This window comes from Flavobacterium paronense, from assembly GCF_030409795.1.
In the GTDB taxonomy this organism is placed as follows: domain Bacteria; phylum Bacteroidota; class Bacteroidia; order Flavobacteriales; family Flavobacteriaceae; genus Flavobacterium; species Flavobacterium paronense.
Map to the genome: position 1 here is coordinate 2,479,463 of NZ_JAUFQN010000019.1, position 23,734 is coordinate 2,503,196.

Annotated in this window: 15 protein-coding genes; 7 read left to right on the top strand and 8 right to left on the bottom strand. The window is 35.5% G+C overall.

Going from position 1 to position 23,734, the window contains the following annotated elements:
- Positions 1-138: 138 nt before the first annotated feature.
- From QWY90_RS12040 to QWY90_RS12050, 3 genes are all read right to left on the bottom strand, one after another.
- Entirely contained in the window at positions 139-1,245 is a 1,107-nt protein-coding gene (locus QWY90_RS12040; RefSeq protein ID WP_290286189.1) for a homoserine dehydrogenase family protein, read from the bottom strand.
- The gene (locus QWY90_RS12045; RefSeq protein WP_290286190.1) at positions 1,232-2,233 is read right to left on the bottom strand and encodes an alpha/beta fold hydrolase; all 1,002 of its coding nucleotides are present in this window, start codon (positions 2,231-2,233) and stop codon (positions 1,232-1,234) included. The genes QWY90_RS12040 and QWY90_RS12045 overlap by 14 nt, the downstream gene beginning before the upstream one ends.
- 70 nt (positions 2,234-2,303) lie before the next feature.
- On the bottom strand, positions 2,304-3,596 hold the full coding sequence (locus tag QWY90_RS12050) for an O-acetylhomoserine aminocarboxypropyltransferase/cysteine synthase family protein (protein WP_290286191.1): 1,293 nt from the start codon (positions 3,594-3,596) through the stop codon (positions 2,304-2,306).
- A gap of 728 nt (positions 3,597-4,324) precedes the next feature.
- Between QWY90_RS12050 and metK the strand changes: the two genes are divergently transcribed.
- A complete protein-coding gene (gene metK, locus QWY90_RS12055; RefSeq protein WP_290286192.1) occupies positions 4,325-5,575 on the top strand; it encodes a methionine adenosyltransferase in 1,251 nt (416 codons plus the stop codon).
- A gap of 134 nt (positions 5,576-5,709) precedes the next feature.
- Here the strand turns inward: metK and QWY90_RS12060 are convergent, their stop codons facing one another.
- Both QWY90_RS12060 and QWY90_RS12065 read right to left on the bottom strand, forming a co-directional pair.
- On the bottom strand, positions 5,710-8,451 hold the full coding sequence (locus QWY90_RS12060; protein ID WP_290286193.1) for a carboxypeptidase-like regulatory domain-containing protein: 2,742 nt from the start codon (positions 8,449-8,451) through the stop codon (positions 5,710-5,712).
- A 73-nt stretch (positions 8,452-8,524) separates the two neighbouring features.
- The gene (locus QWY90_RS12065; RefSeq protein WP_290286194.1) at positions 8,525-9,382 is read right to left on the bottom strand and encodes a GLPGLI family protein; all 858 of its coding nucleotides are present in this window, start codon (positions 9,380-9,382) and stop codon (positions 8,525-8,527) included.
- A gap of 120 nt (positions 9,383-9,502) precedes the next feature.
- Here QWY90_RS12065 and QWY90_RS12070 point away from each other — a divergent pair, with 120 nt between their 5' ends.
- Positions 9,503-11,107 (top strand): sensor histidine kinase, encoded by a 1,605-nt coding sequence (locus QWY90_RS12070; protein ID WP_290286195.1) that lies wholly within the window; start codon positions 9,503-9,505, stop codon positions 11,105-11,107.
- Positions 11,097-11,777 (top strand): response regulator transcription factor, encoded by a 681-nt coding sequence (locus tag QWY90_RS12075; RefSeq protein WP_290286196.1) that lies wholly within the window; start codon positions 11,097-11,099, stop codon positions 11,775-11,777. Before QWY90_RS12070 ends, QWY90_RS12075 begins: the two co-directional genes overlap by 11 nt.
- A gap of 6 nt (positions 11,778-11,783) precedes the next feature.
- Here the strand turns inward: QWY90_RS12075 and QWY90_RS12080 are convergent, their stop codons facing one another.
- On the bottom strand, positions 11,784-12,689 hold the full coding sequence (locus QWY90_RS12080) for a GLPGLI family protein (protein WP_290286197.1): 906 nt from the start codon (positions 12,687-12,689) through the stop codon (positions 11,784-11,786).
- A gap of 201 nt (positions 12,690-12,890) precedes the next feature.
- Here QWY90_RS12080 and QWY90_RS12085 point away from each other — a divergent pair, with 201 nt between their 5' ends.
- The 3 genes from QWY90_RS12085 (at position 12,891) to QWY90_RS12095 (ending at position 19,172) form a co-directional block, all read left to right on the top strand.
- Positions 12,891-13,601 (top strand): hypothetical protein, encoded by a 711-nt coding sequence (locus tag QWY90_RS12085; RefSeq protein WP_290286198.1) that lies wholly within the window; start codon positions 12,891-12,893, stop codon positions 13,599-13,601.
- Complete coding sequence (locus tag QWY90_RS12090) at positions 13,601-14,215, top strand: deoxynucleoside kinase (protein ID WP_290286199.1); 615 nt, start codon at positions 13,601-13,603, stop codon at positions 14,213-14,215. Before QWY90_RS12085 ends, QWY90_RS12090 begins: the two co-directional genes overlap by 1 nt.
- A 199-nt stretch (positions 14,216-14,414) precedes the next feature.
- Positions 14,415-19,172 carry a beta strand repeat-containing protein gene (locus QWY90_RS12095; RefSeq protein WP_290286200.1) on the top strand — a complete coding sequence of 1,586 codons (4,758 nt, stop codon included), beginning with the start codon at positions 14,415-14,417 and terminating at the stop codon, positions 19,170-19,172.
- A 479-nt stretch (positions 19,173-19,651) separates the two neighbouring features.
- Here QWY90_RS12095 and QWY90_RS12100 read toward each other — a convergent pair whose 3' ends face one another.
- Complete coding sequence (locus tag QWY90_RS12100; protein ID WP_290286202.1) at positions 19,652-22,246, bottom strand: sodium-translocating pyrophosphatase; 2,595 nt, start codon at positions 22,244-22,246, stop codon at positions 19,652-19,654.
- Positions 22,247-22,412: 166 nt separating this feature from the next.
- On the opposite strand from QWY90_RS12100, the gene QWY90_RS12105 reads away from it, so the two are divergent.
- Positions 22,413-23,132 (top strand): glycosyltransferase family 2 protein, encoded by a 720-nt coding sequence (locus tag QWY90_RS12105; protein ID WP_290286203.1) that lies wholly within the window; start codon positions 22,413-22,415, stop codon positions 23,130-23,132.
- 2 nt (positions 23,133-23,134) lie between these two features.
- Here the strand turns inward: QWY90_RS12105 and QWY90_RS12110 are convergent, their stop codons facing one another.
- A complete protein-coding gene (locus QWY90_RS12110) occupies positions 23,135-23,734 on the bottom strand; it encodes a DNA-3-methyladenine glycosylase family protein (protein WP_290286204.1) in 600 nt (199 codons plus the stop codon).

The following is a 23,734-nucleotide window of genomic DNA, read 5'->3' on the forward strand; positions in this document are numbered from 1 at the left end:
AACTTTTCTTTCATCTGCAAAAATACTCGACCAAGGGTTGATATGAGTATGTTTTAGATAAAAATCTGTACCCTAAATAATAAAAATCAACAACAAACTACTACTTTAGTTTTAGTGTCATAAGGTTACTTAAAGATATTAAAGTGATAACCAAACAGCTTCTTTAATTTTTATTGTTTCGGCAACTTTTAAAATATCGGTCAAAACGCCTCGCGCCGTAACTTGTTTTCCGGCTCCGGCACCTTGAATTACAATTGGAAGTTCGCCATAGGATTTGGTGTAAATTTCAATCAGGTTATCAGCCCCTTTTAATTGACCAAGCGCGGAGCTTTTAGGAACGGAAATCAATTTGACTTCCAATTGTTTTGATTTTATGTCAAATTCTCCAACATAGCGCAGCACATGATTATCGGCTTGTGTGATTTTCGCAATGTGAAAAGGCTTGTCAAAAAGCTGTTTGTTTACCGAATATTCGGCTTTAGAGTTATCTTCATTCAAATTTGGGAGCAAAAGGGATGAAATAGTGATATCTGAAAATTCGACTTGTTGTTCTATCTCACGTGCCAAAATCAATAATTTTCTGGCGACATCATTTCCTGATAAATCTTCACGAGAATCGGGCTCTGTGAGACCCGTTTTTTCCGCTTCGGCCAAAATTTTTGAAAACGGAAGCTCTTCTGATGAAAATCTGTTAAAGATATAGCTTACTGAACCTGAGAATACACCACGAATTTTAGTAATCTCTTCGCCCGAAAAATGCAACTCTTTTATGGTTTGAACAACTGGTAATCCGGCTCCAACATTGGTTTCGTATAAAAATGACTTATCGAATTTTTTAAGATTTCTTCTTAACTCTTTGTAGAAATCAGTGTGTAGCGTGTTCGCTTTTTTATTGGCGGATACAATATCAAACCCATTTTGAATGAGTGGAATGTAATTTTTGACAATGTCTGAACTTGCAGTAGCATCAACTGCAATAAGGTTTTCGAGTTGTTGTTCCTGAACGTATTCGATGATGTCTTCAATTCGGAACGGAATTGCTGATTGAGCAAAGTTAGCTTCCCATTGATTTTTGATTCCGCCTTTTTCGAAAAATGCCAAAGTGGAATTAGTAATTATTGGAAATCGCAACTCAATATTTCTTTTTTCGAGAAAGAATTTTTGGCTTTCAATAACCTGATTTATCAATGTACTACCGACATTGCCGATACCAAAAAGAACTATGTTGATTCTAAGCGCTGACATAACTTTGTTGTTTTTGTTTGTTAAAAATAGGGGCTAAAATTTGGGCTAACTGGGCAAATTCTATTAAAAAAGCATCGTGACCATGAATGGATTTTATCTCGTGATAGTATACATTTTCTTTAGTAGAATTCAATAAATTATGGGTTTCCCGATTTTCATCCGGGATGAAAAAATAATCGGTGTCAACCGCCACGACGTGAATACTGGTTTTAATTTCTTTTAGAATGCTCAAAAAATCTTTTCTGCCTCGAGTAATGTCATTTGTTTTTAATAAATGATTCATCAACTTATAAGCTGATAATCTAAAGCGGTTTTTGAGTTTTAAACCATGATTTGTCAACCAATTTTCAATTTGAAAAACGGATAGGTTTCCTTTTTTACTTCTTTGAAATCTTTGATTGATAGATTGGGGTGTTCTATACAAAAGCATGGCGTGTAACCTTGCATCCGCAATTGGGTCATTAGAATTATTTAGAATTTGATCTTGAATTAAAACATTCGCAATTACCCAATCCGTAGCTTTCCAATCGGAAGCAATCGGAATTAAATTCTCGACTTTTTCTGGAAAAAGAACAGTCATCTCCCAAGCTAAAGCGCCACCAAGACTTCCTCCAATAACAGAAAAAACAGCGTCAATTTTTAAAGAAAATAAGCCTTCCCAAAAAATTCTGGCCATATCCCGAATGGTAAAATCCTGATAATTTGAAATTAAATTATACAAGTTGTCATCGTATCCATTTCCGGGTATGTTGAATGCAATCACGGTAAAATAAGTAGTGTCGATAATTTTATTTTCACCAATTAAATCGTTCCACCAGCCGTTTTCTCCTGTAATATTTGAGTTTCCTGTCAAAGCATGATTTACGACAACTACTGGCGCACTTCCGATGGCTTGTCCAAATTGCTGGAAGAACAATGGAATGTATGGTTTCTGCTTTCCGTTTTCTAAATCGAAATTAAAAATATCTATTTTCTCTAAGTTTTTCATTTTTATTTTTTTTGTGTTTTAAAGAGACCGCCTTCAACCACAAAACTGAAGACAGTCTCAACAAACAAACCTAAACTAGTTTTTCAACAGGAAGACTTACCAAAACGGCTTTTAAATCGGCTTTTAAATCTTCGATGTCTTCTAAGCCAACCGATAGGCGAATTAAGTCTTTAGTTACTCCTGTTGTTTCTTGTTCAGCATCTGATAGTTGCTGATGTGTGGTACTTGCCGGATGAATGATTAAGGATTTGGTATCACCAATATTGGCCAATAATGAGAATAATTTGGTTCCGTCAGCTACTTTTTTAGCGGCTTCAAATCCACCTTTTAGCCCGAAAGTGACAATACCGCTTTTCCCGTTCGGAAGGTATTTATCGGCAAGTTCCTTATACTTTGAAGTTGCCAATCCTGGATAATTTACCCAAGCCACTTGTTCTTGTGATTGCAACCATTGGGCTAAAGCCAAAGCGTTTTCGCTGTGTTTTTTAATTCGGATTTCTAAAGTTTCCAATCCTTGAATGGTTTGAAAAGCGTTAAACGGACTTAGTGCTGCTCCAAAATCGCGTAAGCCTTCGATTCTTACTTTGGCAATGAATGAAGCGGCGCCAAGAGCTTCGTAGTATTTTAATCCATGATAACCTGCTGATGGTTCCGTGAATTCGGGGAATTTTCCGTTGCTCCAGTCAAAATTTCCAGCATCGATGATTGCGCCACCAAGCGAAGTTCCGTTTCCGGTGATGTATTTGGTTAAAGAGTGAATTACAATGTCAGCACCATATTGAATTGGGTTCAGCAAAAAGGGTGTGGCTACCGTATTGTCAACAATAAAAGGCACTTTGAAGGCTTTCGCTTCGGTAGAAATAGCTTTTAAATCAAGTACATCTAGTTTTGGATTTCCAAGACTTTCTACAAAGAATGCTCTAGTATTTTCTTGTGCCGCTTTAGTAAAGTTTTCTGGGTTGGATGGGTCAACAAAAGTTGTTGTGATGCCTAATCTTGGTAAAGTAACTTTAAGCAAATTGTATGTTCCGCCATATAAACTATTGGAAGCGACGATGTGGTCACCGGCTTTTAACAAAACTAAAAGAGTGGTTGCAATAGCCGATGTTCCTGAAGCGGTTACGACTGCTCCGATTCCTCCTTCTAATGTGGCTAAACGTTGCTCCAAAATGTCATTTGTTGGATTGTTTAGGCGAGTGTAAATAAATCCTGCTTCAGCTAAGCCAAATAAATTAGCGGCATGGTCAGAATTATTAAATACATACGAAGTGGTTTGATAAATTGGAACGGCTCTAGTTCCTGCGTTTTTAGTAACGTCGTGTCCTGCGTGCAATGCGTTTGTTGCGAATTTTTGTGTGCTCATGATTTTTAAATTTTAGTTTTTAAATATTAAATTTTAGTTTTTTTTGAAAAAGGCCCTTCGACTGCGCTCAGGGTGACAAACTTGGATAAATAAAAAAGTCCCTTTGGATGGCTTACCAAAGGGACTTTTAGGGTGTAGATAAACTACGACTAAGTGTTCAACTTTTGGTAACAGGGTGTGCACATACGACAACACATCATGTGCATCATCATAAAGTTCATCATCATATTTTTTACTGTTACGTTCATTGTTTATTTTTTAATTTGTTTTATTTTGATTTTGCTTTAAATAAAAAACCTCTGCGGTTTGCAGAGGTTTAATTGGATATATTTTAAAATTTAAAATTATGCAATAGTTATCTCTGCGGATTCTTCCACATCACACGACACATATTGCACATCATTAAATTCATTTTGTTATTTTTCTGGAACAAACATCTGAACTATTTTTGAATTGACAAAATTAAATTTAAAATTTAACATTTGAAGTTGGATTATATATATTTAAATACTACGTATTTAGAATTTTTAAAAAATCATAAATAAAATAAAAAAAGCAAAATAGTTTTTTGTATTCTAAATAGTCTTTATACATTTGCACTCGAAAATGAGAGGAAAAATTTGAACTGATTGCAACCTCGTTAAAAAATGCTAAAGCAGCATTCCTTCTTTAGCCTTCATAACAATCTCTTTTTTTCGTTAAAATTAATATTAAACTAAAATATAGTTATGGCTTATTTATTTACATCGGAGTCAGTGAGTGAAGGACATCCGGACAAAGTTGCAGATCAAATTTCTGATGCGCTAATTGATAATTTTTTAGCATTTGACCCGGAATCAAAAGTGGCTTGTGAAACATTGGTTACTACTGGTCAAGTAATTCTTGCTGGCGAAGTAAAATCAAATACTTATCTTGATGTACAATCTATTGCACGTGAAGTTATCCGTAAGATTGGATATACTAAAAGTGAGTATATGTTTGAAGCAGATTCTTGTGGTGTTTTATCTGCTATTCATGAGCAATCTGCTGATATCAATCAAGGTGTAGACAGAGCAAGCAAAGAAGAGCAAGGTGCTGGTGACCAAGGAATGATGTTTGGTTATGCCACAAACGAAACTGAAAATTATATGCCATTAGCGTTAGATATTTCTCATGCTTTGTTAATTGAATTAGCTAATCTAAGAAGAGAAGATACCGAAATTAAGTACTTACGCCCGGATGCTAAATCGCAAGTTACTTTAGAGTATTCTGATGACAACAAACCACAAAGAATTGATGCTATCGTAATTTCTACGCAGCATGATGACTTTGCTCCGGAAGCTGAAATGTTGGCGAAAATCAAAAGCGATTTAGTGTCGATTTTGATTCCGAGAATTAAAGCGAAATACCCACAATATGCTCATTTCTTTAATGATAATATTACCTACCACATCAACCCAACCGGGAAATTTGTTATCGGTGGACCACACGGAGATACTGGTTTGACAGGAAGAAAAATTATCGTTGACACTTATGGTGGAAAAGGAGCTCACGGTGGTGGTGCTTTCTCTGGAAAAGACCCAAGTAAAGTGGACCGTTCTGCGGCCTATGCAACCCGTCATATTGCAAAAAACTTAGTGGCTGCCGGATTGTGTGACGAAGTTTTAGTTCAGGTTTCTTATGCGATTGGTGTGGCTAAACCAACTTCTATCAACGTTGTGACTTACGGAACTTCTAAAGTGAATTTGACCGACGGAGAAATCAGTAAAGTAGTGGAGAACGTTTTTGATATGCGTCCATACTTTATTGAGCAACGTTTGAAATTGAGAAACCCAATTTATAGTGAAACCGCTGCTTATGGTCATATGGGAAGAACTCCTGAAACGGTTACTAAAACTTTCCAATTGCCAAATGGCGCGCCAAAAACAGTAACTGTTGATTTATTTACCTGGGAGAAATTAGACTATGTAGATAAAGTAAAAGCTGCTTTTGGATTGTAAAATCTGAAACTCTTAAATATAAAAATCCCGTCTGGTTCTATACAAGACGGGATTTTTTTAGCCTTGATGGTAGCGGCATCCTTTTTATCTCGTTATTAAACGAGATAAAAAGATATAGCGAACAGCGGGAACAGCTACAAATTATACTTTAAACTCAAAATTACATAACGCGGTTGGACTCTGTATTGCGAGGTTCTGACAATGTTTTGATTAAAACTGTCATCATTAAGCGACGTCGTGTTTAACAAATTGGTTCCTGATAGTTTGTATTCCCATTTGCTGTCTTTGGTTTTTTGATAAATCAAACTGGCTGACAGAAAATCATACTCGTTTTCGGTTGTTCTATCGTTGTTGTAATAATGGTAAAACTCATATTCTGAAACGAATGAAAAACTCTTAAGGAAAAAATAATCCAGTTTTACAGAAGGCTTGTCGGTGTAAAACGTATTGCCCTGATATTCATTAATCAAATAATTGTAACCGATTTCAATGTTTGGCAATTTTTTAAAATTAGTAGAAAATTCTATAGCATAATTTTGGGTAAAACTTTCATTACTAATGGCTATATCTGTATTCGTTAGTGGATTAAACTGTAGGTTGTTAAATTTGGACCAATTGATGTTAGCACTTAAGGACGCTTTGTAAAACCGCGCAAAAGACCTGCCATAATTTCCCATTGCAGAGAAAGCTTCGTCTGCAAAATTAGAATTGATTGGTGATGAAGCTTGATTTACCCCATCAAAACGGAATCGCGATTTAACTGCATCAATCGTTCTTGAATAAGTTGCATAGGCAAATATATTTTCGAAATTAAACATATTGTATTTAAAATACCGCAACGAATGGGTTTGACTGGTTGAATTTTCTAACAATCTGTTTCCTTTAGACAACGTATTGTAGCTGTTGAGCACGTATCCTTCGGCTAGTTTATTAATGTCTGTAAAATTATTGGTGAAACTAAAATTATAGGTTAATGTTTCTGCTTTTTTTATTTGGTATAAAACGAATAAATCAGGCAAAAGTCGGGTGAAGTTTAATTTATAATCGGTTCCCAACTGCTGGTTATCCATCGAATAATTATGAGCACTTATTCCCGGTGTAAAAGTGAATTTTCCTGACAACATTTTGTAATGCGCTCCAAGGAAAGCATCATTAAAGCGATAATTCACATCGTTGTAATTGGCTTCGTTGGCTAAGTATGTACTATTTCCGTTATCTAAAATTTGATACATACTTGAATTGAAAGTCTGATTCGAATACGTATTTCCAAAGGTTATATTGATATTGCTTTTTGGTGTCAACATGTAATAATAATCCAATTTGGCATCCAATTTATTCGTTTTTACAAACCGATTTTGGTTCAAATCTGTTCTGATTTGTGCGGTGTCATAACCCAGAATATTACTTGTAGGCGATGTAAATGGATCACTCGCTAAATTGGCATTATAAAATGGATCTTCATCCTGATACAAATGTTGCATTTCAAGAGCGAAAACATTTTTTTCGGAAGCCGTATAATAAAAACTCAAATTCTGATTGACTGAAGTTGGTGCTTGGTTTTTGGCCGTATTGATATTCTCTGAATTTGAATTGGTGTTAATAACAGTTTCTCTCAGCAACGAATTTACTTCCTCTTGTTTGGATAATTTTCCGAGAATATCGTAATCAAACTGAAAGTTAGCATTGGGCTTATAGCTAGAACTTAGTTTAAATAATCCTAAACTATTCTTTTGATGCGCTACTTCCTGCCGATTTTCGGTTGACGCAATATCGGAAGAATTGGGCTGCAGGAAATTAGTTTTGGCTTTGGTTTCCAAATCAGTAATAGAAGAAGATAGAATTCCAAAACCACTCAATGTCCATGATTTTGTTGGATTATAGGAGAAATTTGTCGCGCCAAATTTGGTGTCAATTTCTTTAGCTCTGTTATTTCGTAGCAATGAAATTCCCAAATCATTGGAGGACACATTAAAACTGGAACCACCTTTGCCCATCATGTTTCTGAAACCACCGGTAAATTTGAAATAATCCTGAATGGTTAGTGGCAGTTCACCTATATTATTAAAGTTACTAATAACATTGATGCTGTATTTTGGACTGTAATAAAACAGCTTTGGATTGATTATGTATCGATCGGCTTTACCTTTATCATCAATGCCGCCTCCGGCAGTCATATCGCCAAACCAAAAGTTTTTCTTCCCATTTTTCAGTTTAATGTTCATGGCCACATTATCCTGATTATTTTCAACCCCTTTTAGTATCGAATTTTCATTGTAGTTTCGCAACACCTGCACTTTATCAATCGCGTCAGCGGGAATATTTTTCACGCCAAGTTTGGTATCGCCATCAAAAAAATCTTTGCCTTCCACCATTAGTTTGGTAACTTTTTTACCTTCTACTTCTACTTCACCATCGGCATTTACTTCAACTCCGGGTAACTTTTTCAATACATCTTCGAGTTTTCTTTCTGTACCTGTTTTGAAGGAATCGGCGTTGTATGAAATGGTATCACCATGGATGGAAACCGGCATTTCGCGAACGATTTCTACCTCATCAAGTTGCGTTCCTTCCTCAAGCGTGATAACTTTATTGATGTTTTCCGTAGTTGTGGCAACAGTTATATCTACCGACTGATAGCCTATATAACTAATTTTAATTGCATAAGTTGAATTAGCTTTTAAATTTAGTTGAAACTTTCCTTTATCATTAGTTATACTGTAAGCATCGACAGCTTTTGTAGCCTGATTTACCGCCATCACATTGGCCATTTCTAAAGGCACTGCTTTAGCGTCAGCGATAACTCCGTCGAACTTTATATTTTGCGAAAAGGAAATGGATGTTATAAAAAGTATAAGTATGAAATAAAGATTCCTCATCAAAGTTGTTTTTAGAAGTTTAAAAGTATAAAAGTAAGGGTTGAAATGATTTTATTTAAGAAATTTTTAGATATTATCTGTGAACTTCTATCCTAATTCCGTCTTTTCCATCACCACGTTGGCTATTCATGAGCTCCATTTGCTTCTGTACAAGACTTTCATATTCAGATTTCGTCACTTTCTTTCCAGTTTTTGGCACTTTAATAATCAGTTTGTCTTTTGGATTCAAAATTAGTTTTGAGCATAAAACCACTGTCTTATCAAAACTAGCTTCCAAAATTAATCCGGGTAATCCCCAATATTCTCCCGGACCATTACTTATTGGTATTTCCGGAGTATACCAAACCGAGATTAGTTGTTCTTTAGGCTCATCCATCATTAAAAACTGTGTTTTACTATCGGTCTGTTTGTTTTTAAAGTTGGCGTATTCCTCTTTTTCTTTTTCAGAAACAGGAATCGTATAAGTTGCTTTATAACAGGTGTATTCGCCAATCTTCTTCGACTCGCCTTCAATTTTCCATTGGTAGGTTGAAAGCGAATCGGTGATTAAAAATTCTTTTCCGAAAAATTCTTCTTCGGTAATCGAGACTTTATCCTTTATGTTTTTATAGATTTTGCCATCATTCGAATTCTCCATTTTTATCATCATTCCACCAGCTGATGGCTCCGGAGCGTCTAATTTTTGTTCTTCTTCATAAACTGATTCTGATTTATTAAAAGTGAGGATATATTCTTTTTCAAATTCTTTTTTCATGCTCTCCATAAATTTCTGTTTCATTTCTTCTGTCATGCTTGAACTTTCTATTTTTAAAGAACCATCCATATTGGTTTTGGATTTATAAAAAGCCTGACCTTGAAAATTTTGTGCTTTAGAAACACTTACGGCTAATAGCAATACAGCTAACGTTACTTTGGTTATAATCTTAATCATGATGTTATAATTTTAAATTGATGTTACAAATGAAAAAATAAATAAACTCATTTTGGGTTAACTAAAGTTAACGTTTGTTAACGGTGTTTTTTTGATTTCTTTTGTTAGTACTTTTGATTTATGAAAAGAAAAAATAATGCTTATTTAATTCTCTTTATCACATTGACTATTGTTGCCACAATAGGGCTACAAGTATATTGGAATATCAAAAACTATAAAGAAAATAAGGCGCGATTAATTAATGAAGTGCAAATAGCCTTAGACAACAGCATTGAATATTACTATGTAGAAGATGTTAAAAATGATTTTGTGGCTTATGTGAACAATAATAAATCGATCAAATCTGATGATTTTTTTAAATCACTTGAAAAAGATTCCATCTTCAAAAAGCAGTTTAACAAAACAAAGAAGAAATGTATCCAAAAGGACAGTATCAAAACCTCAACTATCATTCAGTACAAAGTAAGTTCTACTGATAAAAAAAGCTCATTTAATCAAAAAGCGAGTCTAGATTCCATCCGGAAACAAATAGCCCTTTTTAACAAAACAGATACCCTACACACCAAAAGCAAAATTCACATTGCAACTCCAAAAGTGTCTCTTTCTAAAATAAATCCCGAAAAAATAACATCGCTAACTGTTTTCACCGGAAAAAAAGCTGTCGACAGTATTTCTAAAATCAAGGATTTGGCTAATAGAATCATCATTTCGATGGTGAGAGATTCTATCGATTTTAAAAAGCTAAATGCCCATTTAAAAAAGGAATTGACTCGAAAAAACATCAACATCCTGTATGCTTTTAATCAATATAAATCGGATTCCTTATTTGATACATTTGGGTTACAGAAAAAAGCCGAATTGCCTTTGAAAACCATTTCAAAATCTACTTACCTTCCTTCCGGACAGAAATTGGAATTAGCTTTTTCAAACCCTATGTTGACTATAGTAAAAAGAAGCATGACAGAGATACTATTATCCCTTTTGTTGTCGTTATCCATAATCAGTTGTTTGTTGTACTTACTTCGAACCATTAATAGACAGAAAAAAATTGACGAAATAAAAAATGATTTAATCAGTAATATTACACACGAATTTAAAACACCAATCACAACTATTAGTACTGCTATAGAAGGAATTAAAAGCTTTAACGCTGAAAACGATGTGGAAAAAACGAACCGTTATTTAGCTATATCCGGAAATCAATTGAAAAAACTGGAAGTTATGGTGGAACGATTACTCGAGACCGCATCGCTTGAGACGGATCAGTTAATGCTTAAAAAGGAAAAAACCGATTTGCTTCCAATACTGACTAGCTGTATCGAAAAGCAACAAATCAATGTTCCTGAAAAGACCATCTTATTTGAATCTGATTACCCTGAGGTTTTTGTTGCTATTGATTCTTTTCATATCGAAAATGCCATATCCAATTTAATTGACAATGCTGTAAAATATGGCGGGAATCATATTAAAGTGAGATTAACATCTGATAAAAAAAGCATAAGTATTTTAATTGAAGACAACGGAATTGGAATTGACAAAAGTTTGCGTGAAAAGATTTTTGAAAAATTTTATCGTATCCCGAAAGGCAATATTCACGATGTAAAAGGTTTTGGAATTGGATTATATTACTCGAAAAAAATAATTGAAAAACACGGCGGTTCGATTGAATTACTATCCAATGCTGCACCAACAATATTTAAAATAACACTTCCTAATGAATACTAAGATAAAAGTTCTTTTGGCAGAAGACGAACTGGCTTTAGCACAAATCATAAAGGAAAGTCTGGAGACCCGAAACTTTGATGTATTGCATTGCAAAAATGGTCAGGAAGCTTTTGATGTATACATCAAAGAAAATCCGGATATTTTGGTTCTTGATGTGATGATGCCTATTAAAGATGGTTTTTCGGTAGCTAAAGATGTTCGAAAAGTAAACAAAAGTGTACCCATCCTTTTTCTAACGGCTAAATCACAAACCCAAGATGTTGTTGAAGGATTTTCGGTTGGCGGAAACGATTATCTTAAAAAACCCTTCAGTATGGAAGAACTAATTGTTAGAATTCATTCCCTTTTAGGAAGAATTATTTCTAAAAACATTGACGAAGCAGTTAGCGTTGGAATGTATTTATTCCATCCCATAAAGCAAACACTCGTTTTTGATGACAAAACTGAAAACCTAACACACCGGGAAGCTGCATTGCTTCATTTACTACTAGAAAATAAAAATGAAATCATTGAACGCGCGGTAATTCTGAAAAAAATATGGGGCGATACCGACTTCTTTTCCGGAAGAAGTATGGATGTTTTCATTACCAAATTACGAAAAAAATTAAGCCTTGATGCTGCTGTTCAAATTATAAACATCAGAAGTCAAGGCTATAAACTTATTTGTTAGATAAAATCAATGTCCCATTCTAATTGGCATTCTGTTTCCGTCTCCCCTTTGTCCATCATACATTTCACGCATTTCCTGCATTTTCTTCACAACAGTTTCATCATATTCTTTTTGGGAGATTACTTTTCCTTTCGTTGACGCTTTTATTTCGGCTTTATCTTTGGAGTTCAATACAATTTTCGAACACAGTATAACCGTTTTTCCATCGTTTACTTCAAGAATTAAACCCGGTAAACCCCAATAACTTTCCGGTCCCTGATTCACTGGAATTTCAGGAGTATACCATGCGGTTATGGTGATTTCTTTAGGTAAATCGAAGTCGTCCATAAAGTTGGTTTTCTTCTCTTTATTGTCTTTTTTTTCCTCTCCTTCTTTTGCTTCTTCTTGTTTTTTAGGTCTGAAATTTCTAAAATCCGATTGGCTAACTGGTCGAACTGCAGTAGCTTTAAAACAATTATAACCGCCAATCATTTTGGTTTCTGATTCCATTTTCCAACTTAATTTTGGCAATGAATCTTTTACTAAAAATTCTTTACCCATAAACTCTTTGTCAACGGTATAACTTTTGTCTTTTACATTTTTATAGTAGGTTCCGCCACCACCCATCATAGAGCTCATCATTCGCATTCCGCCTTGTTGTCCTTGTCCCGGAGCGTCAAGTTTTTCCTCCTCTTTGTAGATGGAAGCCGATTTGTCAAAATTAAGAATGAATGTTTTCTCGAACATTTTCTTCATTCGCTCTTCAATCATTTTCTGCATTTCAGGCGTAATTTCTTTATTGCCTTCAAAACGGGATTTGAAATCGGAAGTACTGGTTTTAGATTCATAAACCGCCATTCCCTGAAAATCTTTTTGAGCATTTGAGGTAATATAGGCTAAAAAGAATAATGTAGTTACTATAAACTTTCTCATTTTTTTATTTTTAAAGAACAAATATGCTAAATGATATTCATTTCTGTTACAAATGTTTTGTTAAAATATCTTTTTTGAACACGTTGAAATTAATTTGCTTTGCTGTAAATTAGCACTATTATGAAAAAGACAATTTATTTCCTTTTACTATTGAGCTTTACGTTTGGTTTTTGTCAAAATCAAAAGCTAAAAACTACCGCAATGGAGACAAAAGAACTGGAAGACAAGATCTACATTGGTTTTGATGGACTCGGCAATAACTATTACATCAAGGATAATGTATTCACTAAGCAAAACGAGAATCAAAAATGGGAGTATAAAAATGTGCCTCTAGGAAAAATAACGGCTGTTGATTATGTCAATCCACTTAAAATAGTAGTTTTCTACGAAGATTTTAATACTATCATTACCCTGGATAATCAGCTTAACGAGATTCAGAAGCTCAATCTTTTTGATATTGATAATAGCATTTTTGCTTCAAAAATTGGCATGGCTTCACAAAATCAATTTTGGATTTACAATGCGTTGACCCAACAAATTATGCTGTTTGATTATTTGAAAAACACCTTCAAAAACATTGGAAATCCCATACAGGAAAGTATAAAATATACCCAATCTGATTTCAATAATTTTTATTGGATAGATGAAATCAACAATTGGTATGCTATTGATATTTTTGGTAAAGTAACGCTGTTGGCCAATATTCCGCCTTTTGAAAAAATACAAATCATTGATAATGAAAAACTCCTGTTTTCCAGTGAAAACATTCTCTACTGTCTGAACAACAAAATAAAAACGATTTACGAAATAGAAATTGTTGAGAAATCGTTTCAAAATTATTATTACAAAGACCAAATTTTGGCTATTTTTACCAACCAGGAAATTAAGAATTATAAAATAAAATTACCATAATGCACATAGCAGTAGCAGGAAACATCGGAGCAGGAAAGACAACGTTAACTCGATTTTTAGCCAAACAATTTAAATGGGAACCTCATTTTGAAGACGTTGTTGACAATCCATATTTAGATGATTTTTATCACCAAATGGAACGCTGGAGTTTCAACTTACAGATTTACTTCTTAAATTCCCGTTTTCGTCAAGTGCTTCAAATTCGTGAAAGCGGCAAAAACATTATTCAGGACCGAACGATTTATGAAGATGCTCATATATTTGCACCCAATTTACACGCGATGGGTTTGATGACCAATCGTGATTTTGAAAATTATTCTGACCTTTTTCAACTGATGGAAGGATTGGTAGGTGCCCCGGATTTGTTGATTTATTTAAGAAGTTCTATTCCTAATTTGGTGTCCCAAATCCACAAACGTGGACGTGATTATGAAAACACGATTTCGATTGACTATCTAAGTCGCCTAAATGAGCGTTATGAAGCCTGGATTCACACGTATGATAAAGGAAAATTACTAATCATTGATGTTGATAATATTGATTTTGTGAATAATCCTGAAGATTTAGGAGATATTATCAATAGAATAAACGCTGAGATAAACGGTTTGTTTTAAATACTACTACTTAAAATATAAGCCCTGTTTCGTTCATAACGAGACAGGGTTTTTTGTTTGTTAATCGTTAATAACCTCAAAAACAACGATAAATTTAGTTAGTAATTAAAATTAATAGCTATTTTTAACGCGATGGTTTTAATCATAAGTACTAATTTTAAACATTTAAAGTCAATATAATCACCCCAAAAAATACCAAATGAAGAAAATTTACTCTATTAAGAATTGCGTTTTAGTATCGTTTTTACTACTGCTTACAATAAACGTTTCACTCCTTGCACAATCAAAAACCGGAAAAGGTGCACAAAATACTAATTTTTCCAAAAGGGTTACATCTAAAAATATAGCTAGAAACAGTAATTCAACACGAAGTGTATTAGCCACCGACGTAATAACAGCTTGTAATAGTTATACTTGGCCTGTAAATGGCTTAACATACAACATTAGTGGTATCTACACCGATGGAGGAGGAATCACTCAACTTTTTAATGATCAAACGGCATGGGATACTTCTGCTGCTACTTATGGAGCGACCGTTGCTTTCAATAGTTTGTCCGGGATTCCAGCTGCTACTACTATTACCCTAACTATAGGGTCAACAAGCGTAACTTTGTCTGCACCAAGCGGCATGTATTCCAGCGGCACTTTTGTAGGGGTAAACAATCCGGGCGAAACCATAACGATGACTTTTAGTCCATCCATATATGGTGTTGCAGGGAATTATTTTCTTACTAATATTGCTGACAATGTTGTCAATGGGAACGTTAAAGCGACCTATTCCGATGGCGCAATCGACGATAGAACTGTAACTACTGATACGGAAACTTTTGGCTATTTTTCGACGACTCCTTTAACTAGTGTCGTTTTAACAACTACGGATACTAACCGATATATTTCCTTAAAAAATATAAGTATTGCCACTAATCCTGCTTCTGCCAATACCTTAGACTTAACCATAAATCAAGCCGTTACACCAGCATTTACGGCTATTGATCCTATTTGCGACGGAGATACATTGGCTCCATTACCAACAACATCAAATAATGGTATTATAGGAGTATGGACACCAGCTTTGGATAATACCACTACAACAACGTACACTTTTACTCCGGATACCGGACAATGTGCCACTGTACTAACAAAAACAATAACCGTTAATCCGATTGTATCTAGTTCAACAAACGTGACTGCATGTAATAGCTATACTTGGCCTGTTACCGGAACAACTTATACAACAAGTGGTAGTTATTCGACTTATGTGACTATTCCAGACAGTCAGGTAATTGATGATTTGGCTTTATGGAATGAACATGCTGCGTCCTATAATGCAACAGTAATTTCAAATACTTTAAGTGGTATAAATGCAACTAACCCAACAAATATAACATACGGGCCAGTTACTGTGAGTATGTCAGCTCCAGGAGGGATGTACTCTAGTGGTGATTTTTTAGGAACTGGAAATGCAAACAATCCGTTAACCATTACTTTTAATCCACCTGTTTATGGTGTTTCCGGAAATTATTTTACAAGCGATTTTACTGATGCTGTTATCTCAGGAAATATTACAGTTAACTATTCAAATGGAACGGTACAAAGTAGAACAGTGACAACAGATACTGATAGTTTTGGCTATTTTGATTCTAATTACATCAGTAGCATCGTCATCAGTTCTACAACTACTGTCCCTAACCATTATGTATCCATAAAAAATTTAAGCATTGCTGCCAATCCGAGTACTTGCAGTACCGAAACCTTAAATTTAACTATTAACACTTTGCCTCCTCCTGGAAATACTTTGGCAACTGCGATTGATGTAACAGCAACAAATTATACAACTACAGGAAATAATTTAGCTATAAATTGCTATACAGATACCGTTGGAGATACCTCTCCTGATGTTTGGTACAAAGTGGCTTTAAGTCCATGTGCGTTAACTTTAAGCACAAATACTTGTACTAACTCCGATTTTGATACTATCCTAAGAATATTTAAAGAAGATGGAACTACAGAAATTGGATTCAGTGATGATGATTGTGGTTCTACTTTTCAATCATCAATAAGTGACGTAGATGTTTCCGCAGAAGATATTGTTTATGTTTTAGTTGAAGGCTATGTAGGCTTGAATCGTGATCAGGGAAACTATGGTTTGGAGATATTACAAACATTAGCAACTCAAGTAACTCCAACCTTTACAGCAGTAGCGGATATTTGTAATGGTGATACTTTATTAGCACTACCGACAACATCGAACAATGGAATTCCTGGTACTTGGTCACCAGCTTTAGATAATACTGATACAACAACCTATTTTTTTACACCAGATGCTAGTCAATGTGCAACAACGACTTCATTGACTATTGTTGTAAATCCTTTGACAACTAACGGAAGTGTTACTACTTCCATTTGTGATGGCGATTCCTATACTTGGCCAGCAAACGGAGTAACATATACTACGGCACAATCAGGCGTTACTGTAGTTAACGGATGTAATACCGCTACTTTGAACTTGTCGATTACGCCTTTAACAACTATCGGAAGTGTTACTACTTCCATTTGTGATGGGGATTCCTATACTTGGCCAGCAAACGGAGTTACATATACTACGGCACAATCAGGCGTTACTGTAGTTAACGGATGTAATACCGCTACTTTGAACTTGTCGATTACGCCTTTAACAACTATCGGAAGTGTTACTACTTCCATTTGTGATGGGGATTCATACACTTGGCCTGCAAACGGAGTAACATATACTACGGCACAATCAGGTGTTACTGTAATTACCGGTTGTAATACAGCTACTTTGAATTTATCGATTACGCCTTTAACAACTAACGGAAGCGTTACTACTGCTATTTGTGATGGTGATTCCTATACTTGGCCAGCAAACGGAGTTACATATACTACGGCGCAAACTGTTACGGTAGTTACCGGTTGTAATACCGCTACTTTGAATTTGTCAATTACACCTTTAACAACTAACGGAAGTGTTACTACTTCTATTTGTGATGGAGATTCATACACTTGGCCAGCAAACGGAGTTACATATACTACGGCGCAAACTGTTACGGTAGTTACCGGTTGTAATACAGCTACTTTGAATTTGTCAATTACACCTTTAACAACTAACGGAAGTGTTACTACTTCTATTTGTGATGGTGATTCCTATACTTGGCCAGCAAACGGACTTACTTATACTACGGCGCAAACTGTTACTGTAGTTACCGGTTGTAATACAGCTACTTTGAACTTGTCGATTACGCCTTTAACAACTAACGGAAGCGTTACTACTGCTATTTGTGATGGCGATTCCTATACGTGGCCTGCAAACGGAGTTACTTATATTACTGCACAATCGGGTGTTACTGTAATTACGGGTTGTAATACCGCTACTTTGAATTTGTCAATTACACCTTTAACAACTAACGGAAGCGTTACTACTGCTATTTGTGATGGCGATTCATACACTTGGCCAGCAAACGGAATTACTTACACCACAGCCCAAACAGGAGTTACAGTTGTTACCGGTTGTAATACCGCTACTTTGAATTTGTCGATTACGCCTTTAACAACTAACGGAAGCGTTACTACTGCTATTTGTGATGGCGATTCATACACTTGGCCTGCAAACGGAGTAACATATACTACGGCACAATCAGGTGTTACTGTAGTTACCGGTTGTAATACCGCTACTTTGAATTTGTCAATTACACCTTTAACAACCAACGGAAGCGTAACTACTGCTATTTGTGATGGTGATTCCTATACTTGGCCAGCAAACGGAATTACCTACACCACAGCACAATCGGGTGTTACTGTAGCTACCGGTTGTAATACAGCTACTTTGAATTTGTCAATTACACCTTTAACAACCAACGGAAGCGTAACTACTGCTATTTGTGATGGCGATTCCTATACGTGGCCTGCAAACGGAGTTACATACACCACAGCACAATCCAGTGTTACTGTAGTTACCGGTTGTAATACCGCTACTTTGAATTTGTCAATTACACCTTTAACAACTAACGGAAGTGTTACTACTTCTATTTGTGATGGTGATTCCTATACTTGGCCAGCAAACGGAGTTACATACACCACAGCACAATCCAGTGTTACTGTAGTTACCGGTTGTAATACCGCTACTTTGAATTTGTCAATTACACCTTTAACAACTAACGGAAGTGTTACTACTTCTATTTGTGATGGTGATTCCTATACTTGGCCAGCAAACGGACTTACTTATACTACGGCGCAAACTGTTACTGTAGTTACCGGTTGTAATACAGCTACTTTGAATTTGTCAATTACACCTTTAACAACTAACGGAAGTATAACTACTGCTATTTGTGATGGCGATTCATATACTTGGCCAGCAAACGGAATTACATACACCACAGCACAATCGGGTGTTACTGTAGTTACGGGTTGTAATACCGCTACTTTGAATTTAACTGTAAATTCTGCTAATACGCCAACAGGAAATGCTTTGCAATTTTTTGACGTAGCCGATTTAAATGATGCTACAATAGCTAATCTTGTCGTAAATCCTACTACTGTAATTTGGTATGGCTCTTTGGCCGATGCACAAGCAGGAACAAACGAATTACCTTCCTCTACAGTACTAGTAACTGGAGCAACATACTATGCCGTTAATGTTGTTGGGGCTTGTTCAAGTGAACCATTTGCTGTTACAGTAACTGTTACATTAGGTAATGATGAATTTGATAGTTTGCATTTTAATTACTATCCAAATCCAACTTCATCTGTAGTTAACATTTCGTACTCGAAAAACATAACTCAGGTAACTTTGATTAATTTATTAGGTCAGACTTTAATGACTGAAAAAACAAATGCAACAGAAGTACAGATTGATTTGTCAAGATTAGCTGAAGCAACTTATTTTATAAAAGTAGCAGCTGATGGTAAAGAAAAAATTATTAAGGTAATTAAACAAAAATAATTCTGAAATCAGAATAGGTAAAAAAAGGTTGTCAGGAATGGCAGCCTTTTTTTGTTTGGTAATAGTCGAAAGTCGAGTTTTCAATGAGTAGTTTTAAACGGCAGTTCATAACATTGAGACGCTAACTCTCATCATTAGAATTGCAGCTCATAAAACTGAAGCGGTAACACTTCGTCTGACTATTTGTACTAATTTCATAATAATACTAGTTGTTAAAAGTTACTATTCTTTTATTCCTTTGCATTCCATAAAAAATCACTTGAAGTGACGAACCGACAACGGAAAACCAACAACAGAAAAAGAATCTCAATGCGTCAACATTTTGTCGACGTGGCTTGGACATTTTGTCGACGTGGCTTCGACATCTTGTCGAGGCGGCTTGAACAACTTGTCGACAAGGCTTCGACAACTTCTCCACCGTAAGGGTATAAAAAAAGCCCCGCTATAGCAGGGCTTTTTTTATATTGAAATTAAAACTATTATTTCAAAGCTTCCACTTTAGCTTTTACTTCAGCTTCAGTTCCTTCAAAAGTTTCAGAGGTTGATGTACCACCAACAGTAGTAGTAACGGTTGCTTTAGCTTTACCATTAGTATTAGTGATGACCACTTTTACATTTTTAGCAGCAGTAGCTGGAGCAGTTGCTCCTTTTTTTGCACAACAATCATCTTTTTTCTCGCTCATATCTACACAAGATGTTTTCTTAACGAAGTTACCGTTGGCATCATAATGAGAAAGACAAGCTTCTTTTTGTTCTGCATTACATCCTAAAGAATCACACATTTTAGCACACTCCTCTTTAGTCATATTAGCGCATTTGCTCATATCACATTTACCAATCATGTCACCTTCGCATTTCATTTCAACTGTGCATTTCATTTCCTTAGTTCCACCTTCGTTACCTGCACCTAAGATTGGAGCAATAACTAAACCAATCAAACAAGTTAATTTGATTAAGATGTTCATTGATGGACCAGAAGTGTCTTTAAATGGATCTCCAACAGTATCTCCGGTTACGGCAGCTTTGTGAGCATCAGAACCTTTATATGTCATTTCACCATTAATCATAACTCCAGCTTCGAAAGATTTTTTAGCATTATCCCAAGCACCACCAGCATTGTTTTGGAACACAGCCCAAAGCACTCCAGATACTGTAACTCCGGCCATATAACCACCTAACATTTCAGCGATTAATTGGTTGTTATCTCCGTAAACTAATTTACCTAATAATACGATAGCAATTGGGAAACCAATAGTCAAAATACCTGGCAACATCATTTCGCGTAAAGCTGCTTTTGTTGAAATCTCAACACATTTACCATATTCCGGTTTTCCAGTTCCTTCCATGATTCCTGGAATTTCTTTGAACTGACGACGTACTTCGTACACCATGTCCATAGCCGCTTTTCCAACAGAGTTCATTGCTAAGGCAGAGAACACTACTGGTATCATTCCACCAACAAATAACATAGCCAATACTGGCGCTTTGAAAATGTTGATACCATCAATTCCTGTAAACGTTACATAAGCAGCAAATAAGGCTAGCGATGTTAAAGCAGCAGAAGCGATTGCAAATCCTTTTCCTGTTGCAGCTGTTGTGTTACCAACTGAATCTAAGATATCTGTACGTGTACGAACTTCTTTTGGTAATTCGCTCATTTCAGCAATTCCACCAGCGTTATCAGAGATTGGTCCGAAAGCATCGATTGCCAACTGCATAGCCGTTGTAGCCATCATAGCAGAAGCAGCAAGAGCTACTCCGTAGAAACCAGCTAAAGCATATGTTGACCAGATTGCTCCGGCAAACAATAATACGGTTGGGAAAGTAGAAATCATTCCGGTAGCTAAACCAGCGATTACGTTAGTTCCTGCTCCAGTAGATGATTTTTGTACAATTTTCAAAACCGGGCTTGTACCTAATCCTGTATAATATTCCGTCACAGATGAAATAGCGCCACCCACAAATAATCCGATTAAAGTAGCGTAGAAAACACGCATTGAAGAGATGTCTCTTAACCCTTCACCGAAGAATGACATTTTCATTTCAGCAGGCAACATCCATTTAACTAGGAAGAAACAAGCTACAGCCGTTAAGGCAATAGAAACCCAGTTTCCTATGTTTAATGCTTTTTGAACTTGTGCTTCTTTAGCATCGTCGCTAGTAATTTTTACTAACATAGTTCCAACGATAGAGAATAAAATTCCGAAACCGGCGATTGACATTGGCAATAAGATTGGACCAATTCCACCGAAAGCATCTGCAATATCACCGCCCATATCTTTGATAACATAGTTACCTAAAACCATAGCTGCTAAAACGGTTGCCACATACGAACCAAATAAGTCAGCTCCCATTCCGGCAACGTCACCTACGTTATCTCCAACGTTATCTGCAATGGTAGCAGGGTTTCTTGGATCATCTTCCGGGATTCCTGCTTCAACTTTACCTACTAAGTCAGCACCAACATCAGCAGCTTTGGTATAAATACCACCACCAACACGGGCAAACAATGCAATAGATTCAGCTCCAAGAGAGAAACCAGCCAATGTTTCCAATACCACGGTCATGTCTTCTGTAGAAGTCCAAACACCGCCCATGAATTTTTGAAATAATATAATAAAGAACCCTGTCAAACCTAAAACAGCTAAACCGGCAACTCCTAATCCCATTACCGTTCCACCACCAAAAGAAACTTTTAGCGCTTGTGGTAAACTGGTACGAGCTGCTTGTGTAGTTCTTACGTTAGTTTTTGTTGCGATTTTCATTCCCATATTTCCGGCTAAAGCCGAAAAGAAAGCTCCGAAAATAAAGGCAACTACAATTAACAAATGCGTTTTAACGCCATCAATTTGAGTAATACCGGCTAAAATAACACTTGCAATAACCACGAAAATGGCTAATAATCTGTATTCTGCTTTAAGGAAAGCTAATGCACCTTCATAGATGTAATCTGAAATTTCTTTCATCTTTCCGTCGCCAGCGTCTTGTTTTAAAACCCAGCTTCTTTTGATTGCCATAAAAGCCAATCCAATTAATGCCATAACTATTGGCACATAAATCATGTATGATTCCATAAATATAATTTTTGTTATAAATTTTATCGGTGGCAAAAGTAACAAAACTTTAACAAATAAAAACAATATAATTTATGAATGTTAGTTCAATTGATATACATGTATTTAAAGTAAATTATTGCTTACTAAAACAAAAAAACTATTTTTGGACCTATTTATCATTTAAATGGAAATCAAAAAACTGTCTATTATCATTCCGTGCTTCAATGAAGGTCCAACTATTTATAAAATATTGGATAAAATAAAAGCAGTTTCCCTTCTGAACACTATTGAAAAAGAAATCATCATTGTGAATGATTGCAGTACGGATAATTCAAGTGAAAGTGTGTATAATTACATTGAGAATAATGCTGACCTGAATATCGTTTTTATTCAACATAATAAAAACAAAGGAAAAGGAGCAGCACTTCATACTGGAATAAAAGTTTCTACTGGAGACGTTATTGTGATTCAGGATGCCGATTTAGAATATGACCCACAGGAATACAACATTCTTTTAAAACCAATGATTGACGGTGTTGCGGATGTTGTATACGGAAGTCGTTTTATGGGTGGAAATCCACATCGTATACTTTTCTTTTGGCACAGCATCGGAAATAAATTTTTAACCTTTTTGAGTAATATGTTTTCCAATTTGAACCTTACTGATATGGAAACGTGTTATAAAATGTTTCGTTCCGATGTATTAAAACCGATAAAACTTAAGGAAAAACGTTTCGGTTTTGAACCTGAAGTCACTCAAAAGGTAGCCCGAATTTCAAAAATCAGAATTTATGAAGTTGGGATTAGTTACTATGGCAGAACTTTTGAAGAAGGTAAAAAAATTAACTGGAAAGATGGTTTTCATGCCATTTACTGCATTTTGAGATACGGACTTTTCAAGTAATATTAAACAAAAGGCTTTCTATTTCTCTTCTCTAAATAATGATGCCACAACATAAAAGTGGCCATAGTTCTGTGAGGCTTCCAATTTTCTGAAAGCGCTATCATTTCTTCTTTGGTATGCACATCAAACAATTCTTTTATGGTATTGACAACAGCAATATCGCCTAACGGAATAATATCGGGCGATTGCAAAGCGAATATCAGGTACACATCAATAGTCCAATGTCCGATGCCTTTGATTTGGATAAGCTCATTTCTAACTTCATCAGCTGTTTTTGAGGGAAAGCTTTCTAAATCTAATTCGGCAGAAACTGCATTCGACAAAGTTTTTAAGTAAAGGATTTTTTGTCGGCTCACACCGCAACTTTTCAAATCTTCGTCAGCACAGGCAATTATAGTTTCAGGAGTAACTTCACCTAATAGATTTTCTATTTTTAAAAAGCAGGCTTTCGCCGAATCAATAGAAACCTGTTGCTCTAAGATTAATTTGCAAAGCGTGACAAATCCTGATGGCCTTGACGGAATAAAAAAAGTACTGTATTGCTGCTGTAAATTTTTAAAAATCGGTTCTTTTTTAACCAAAAATGAAATGGCTTCCTGCAT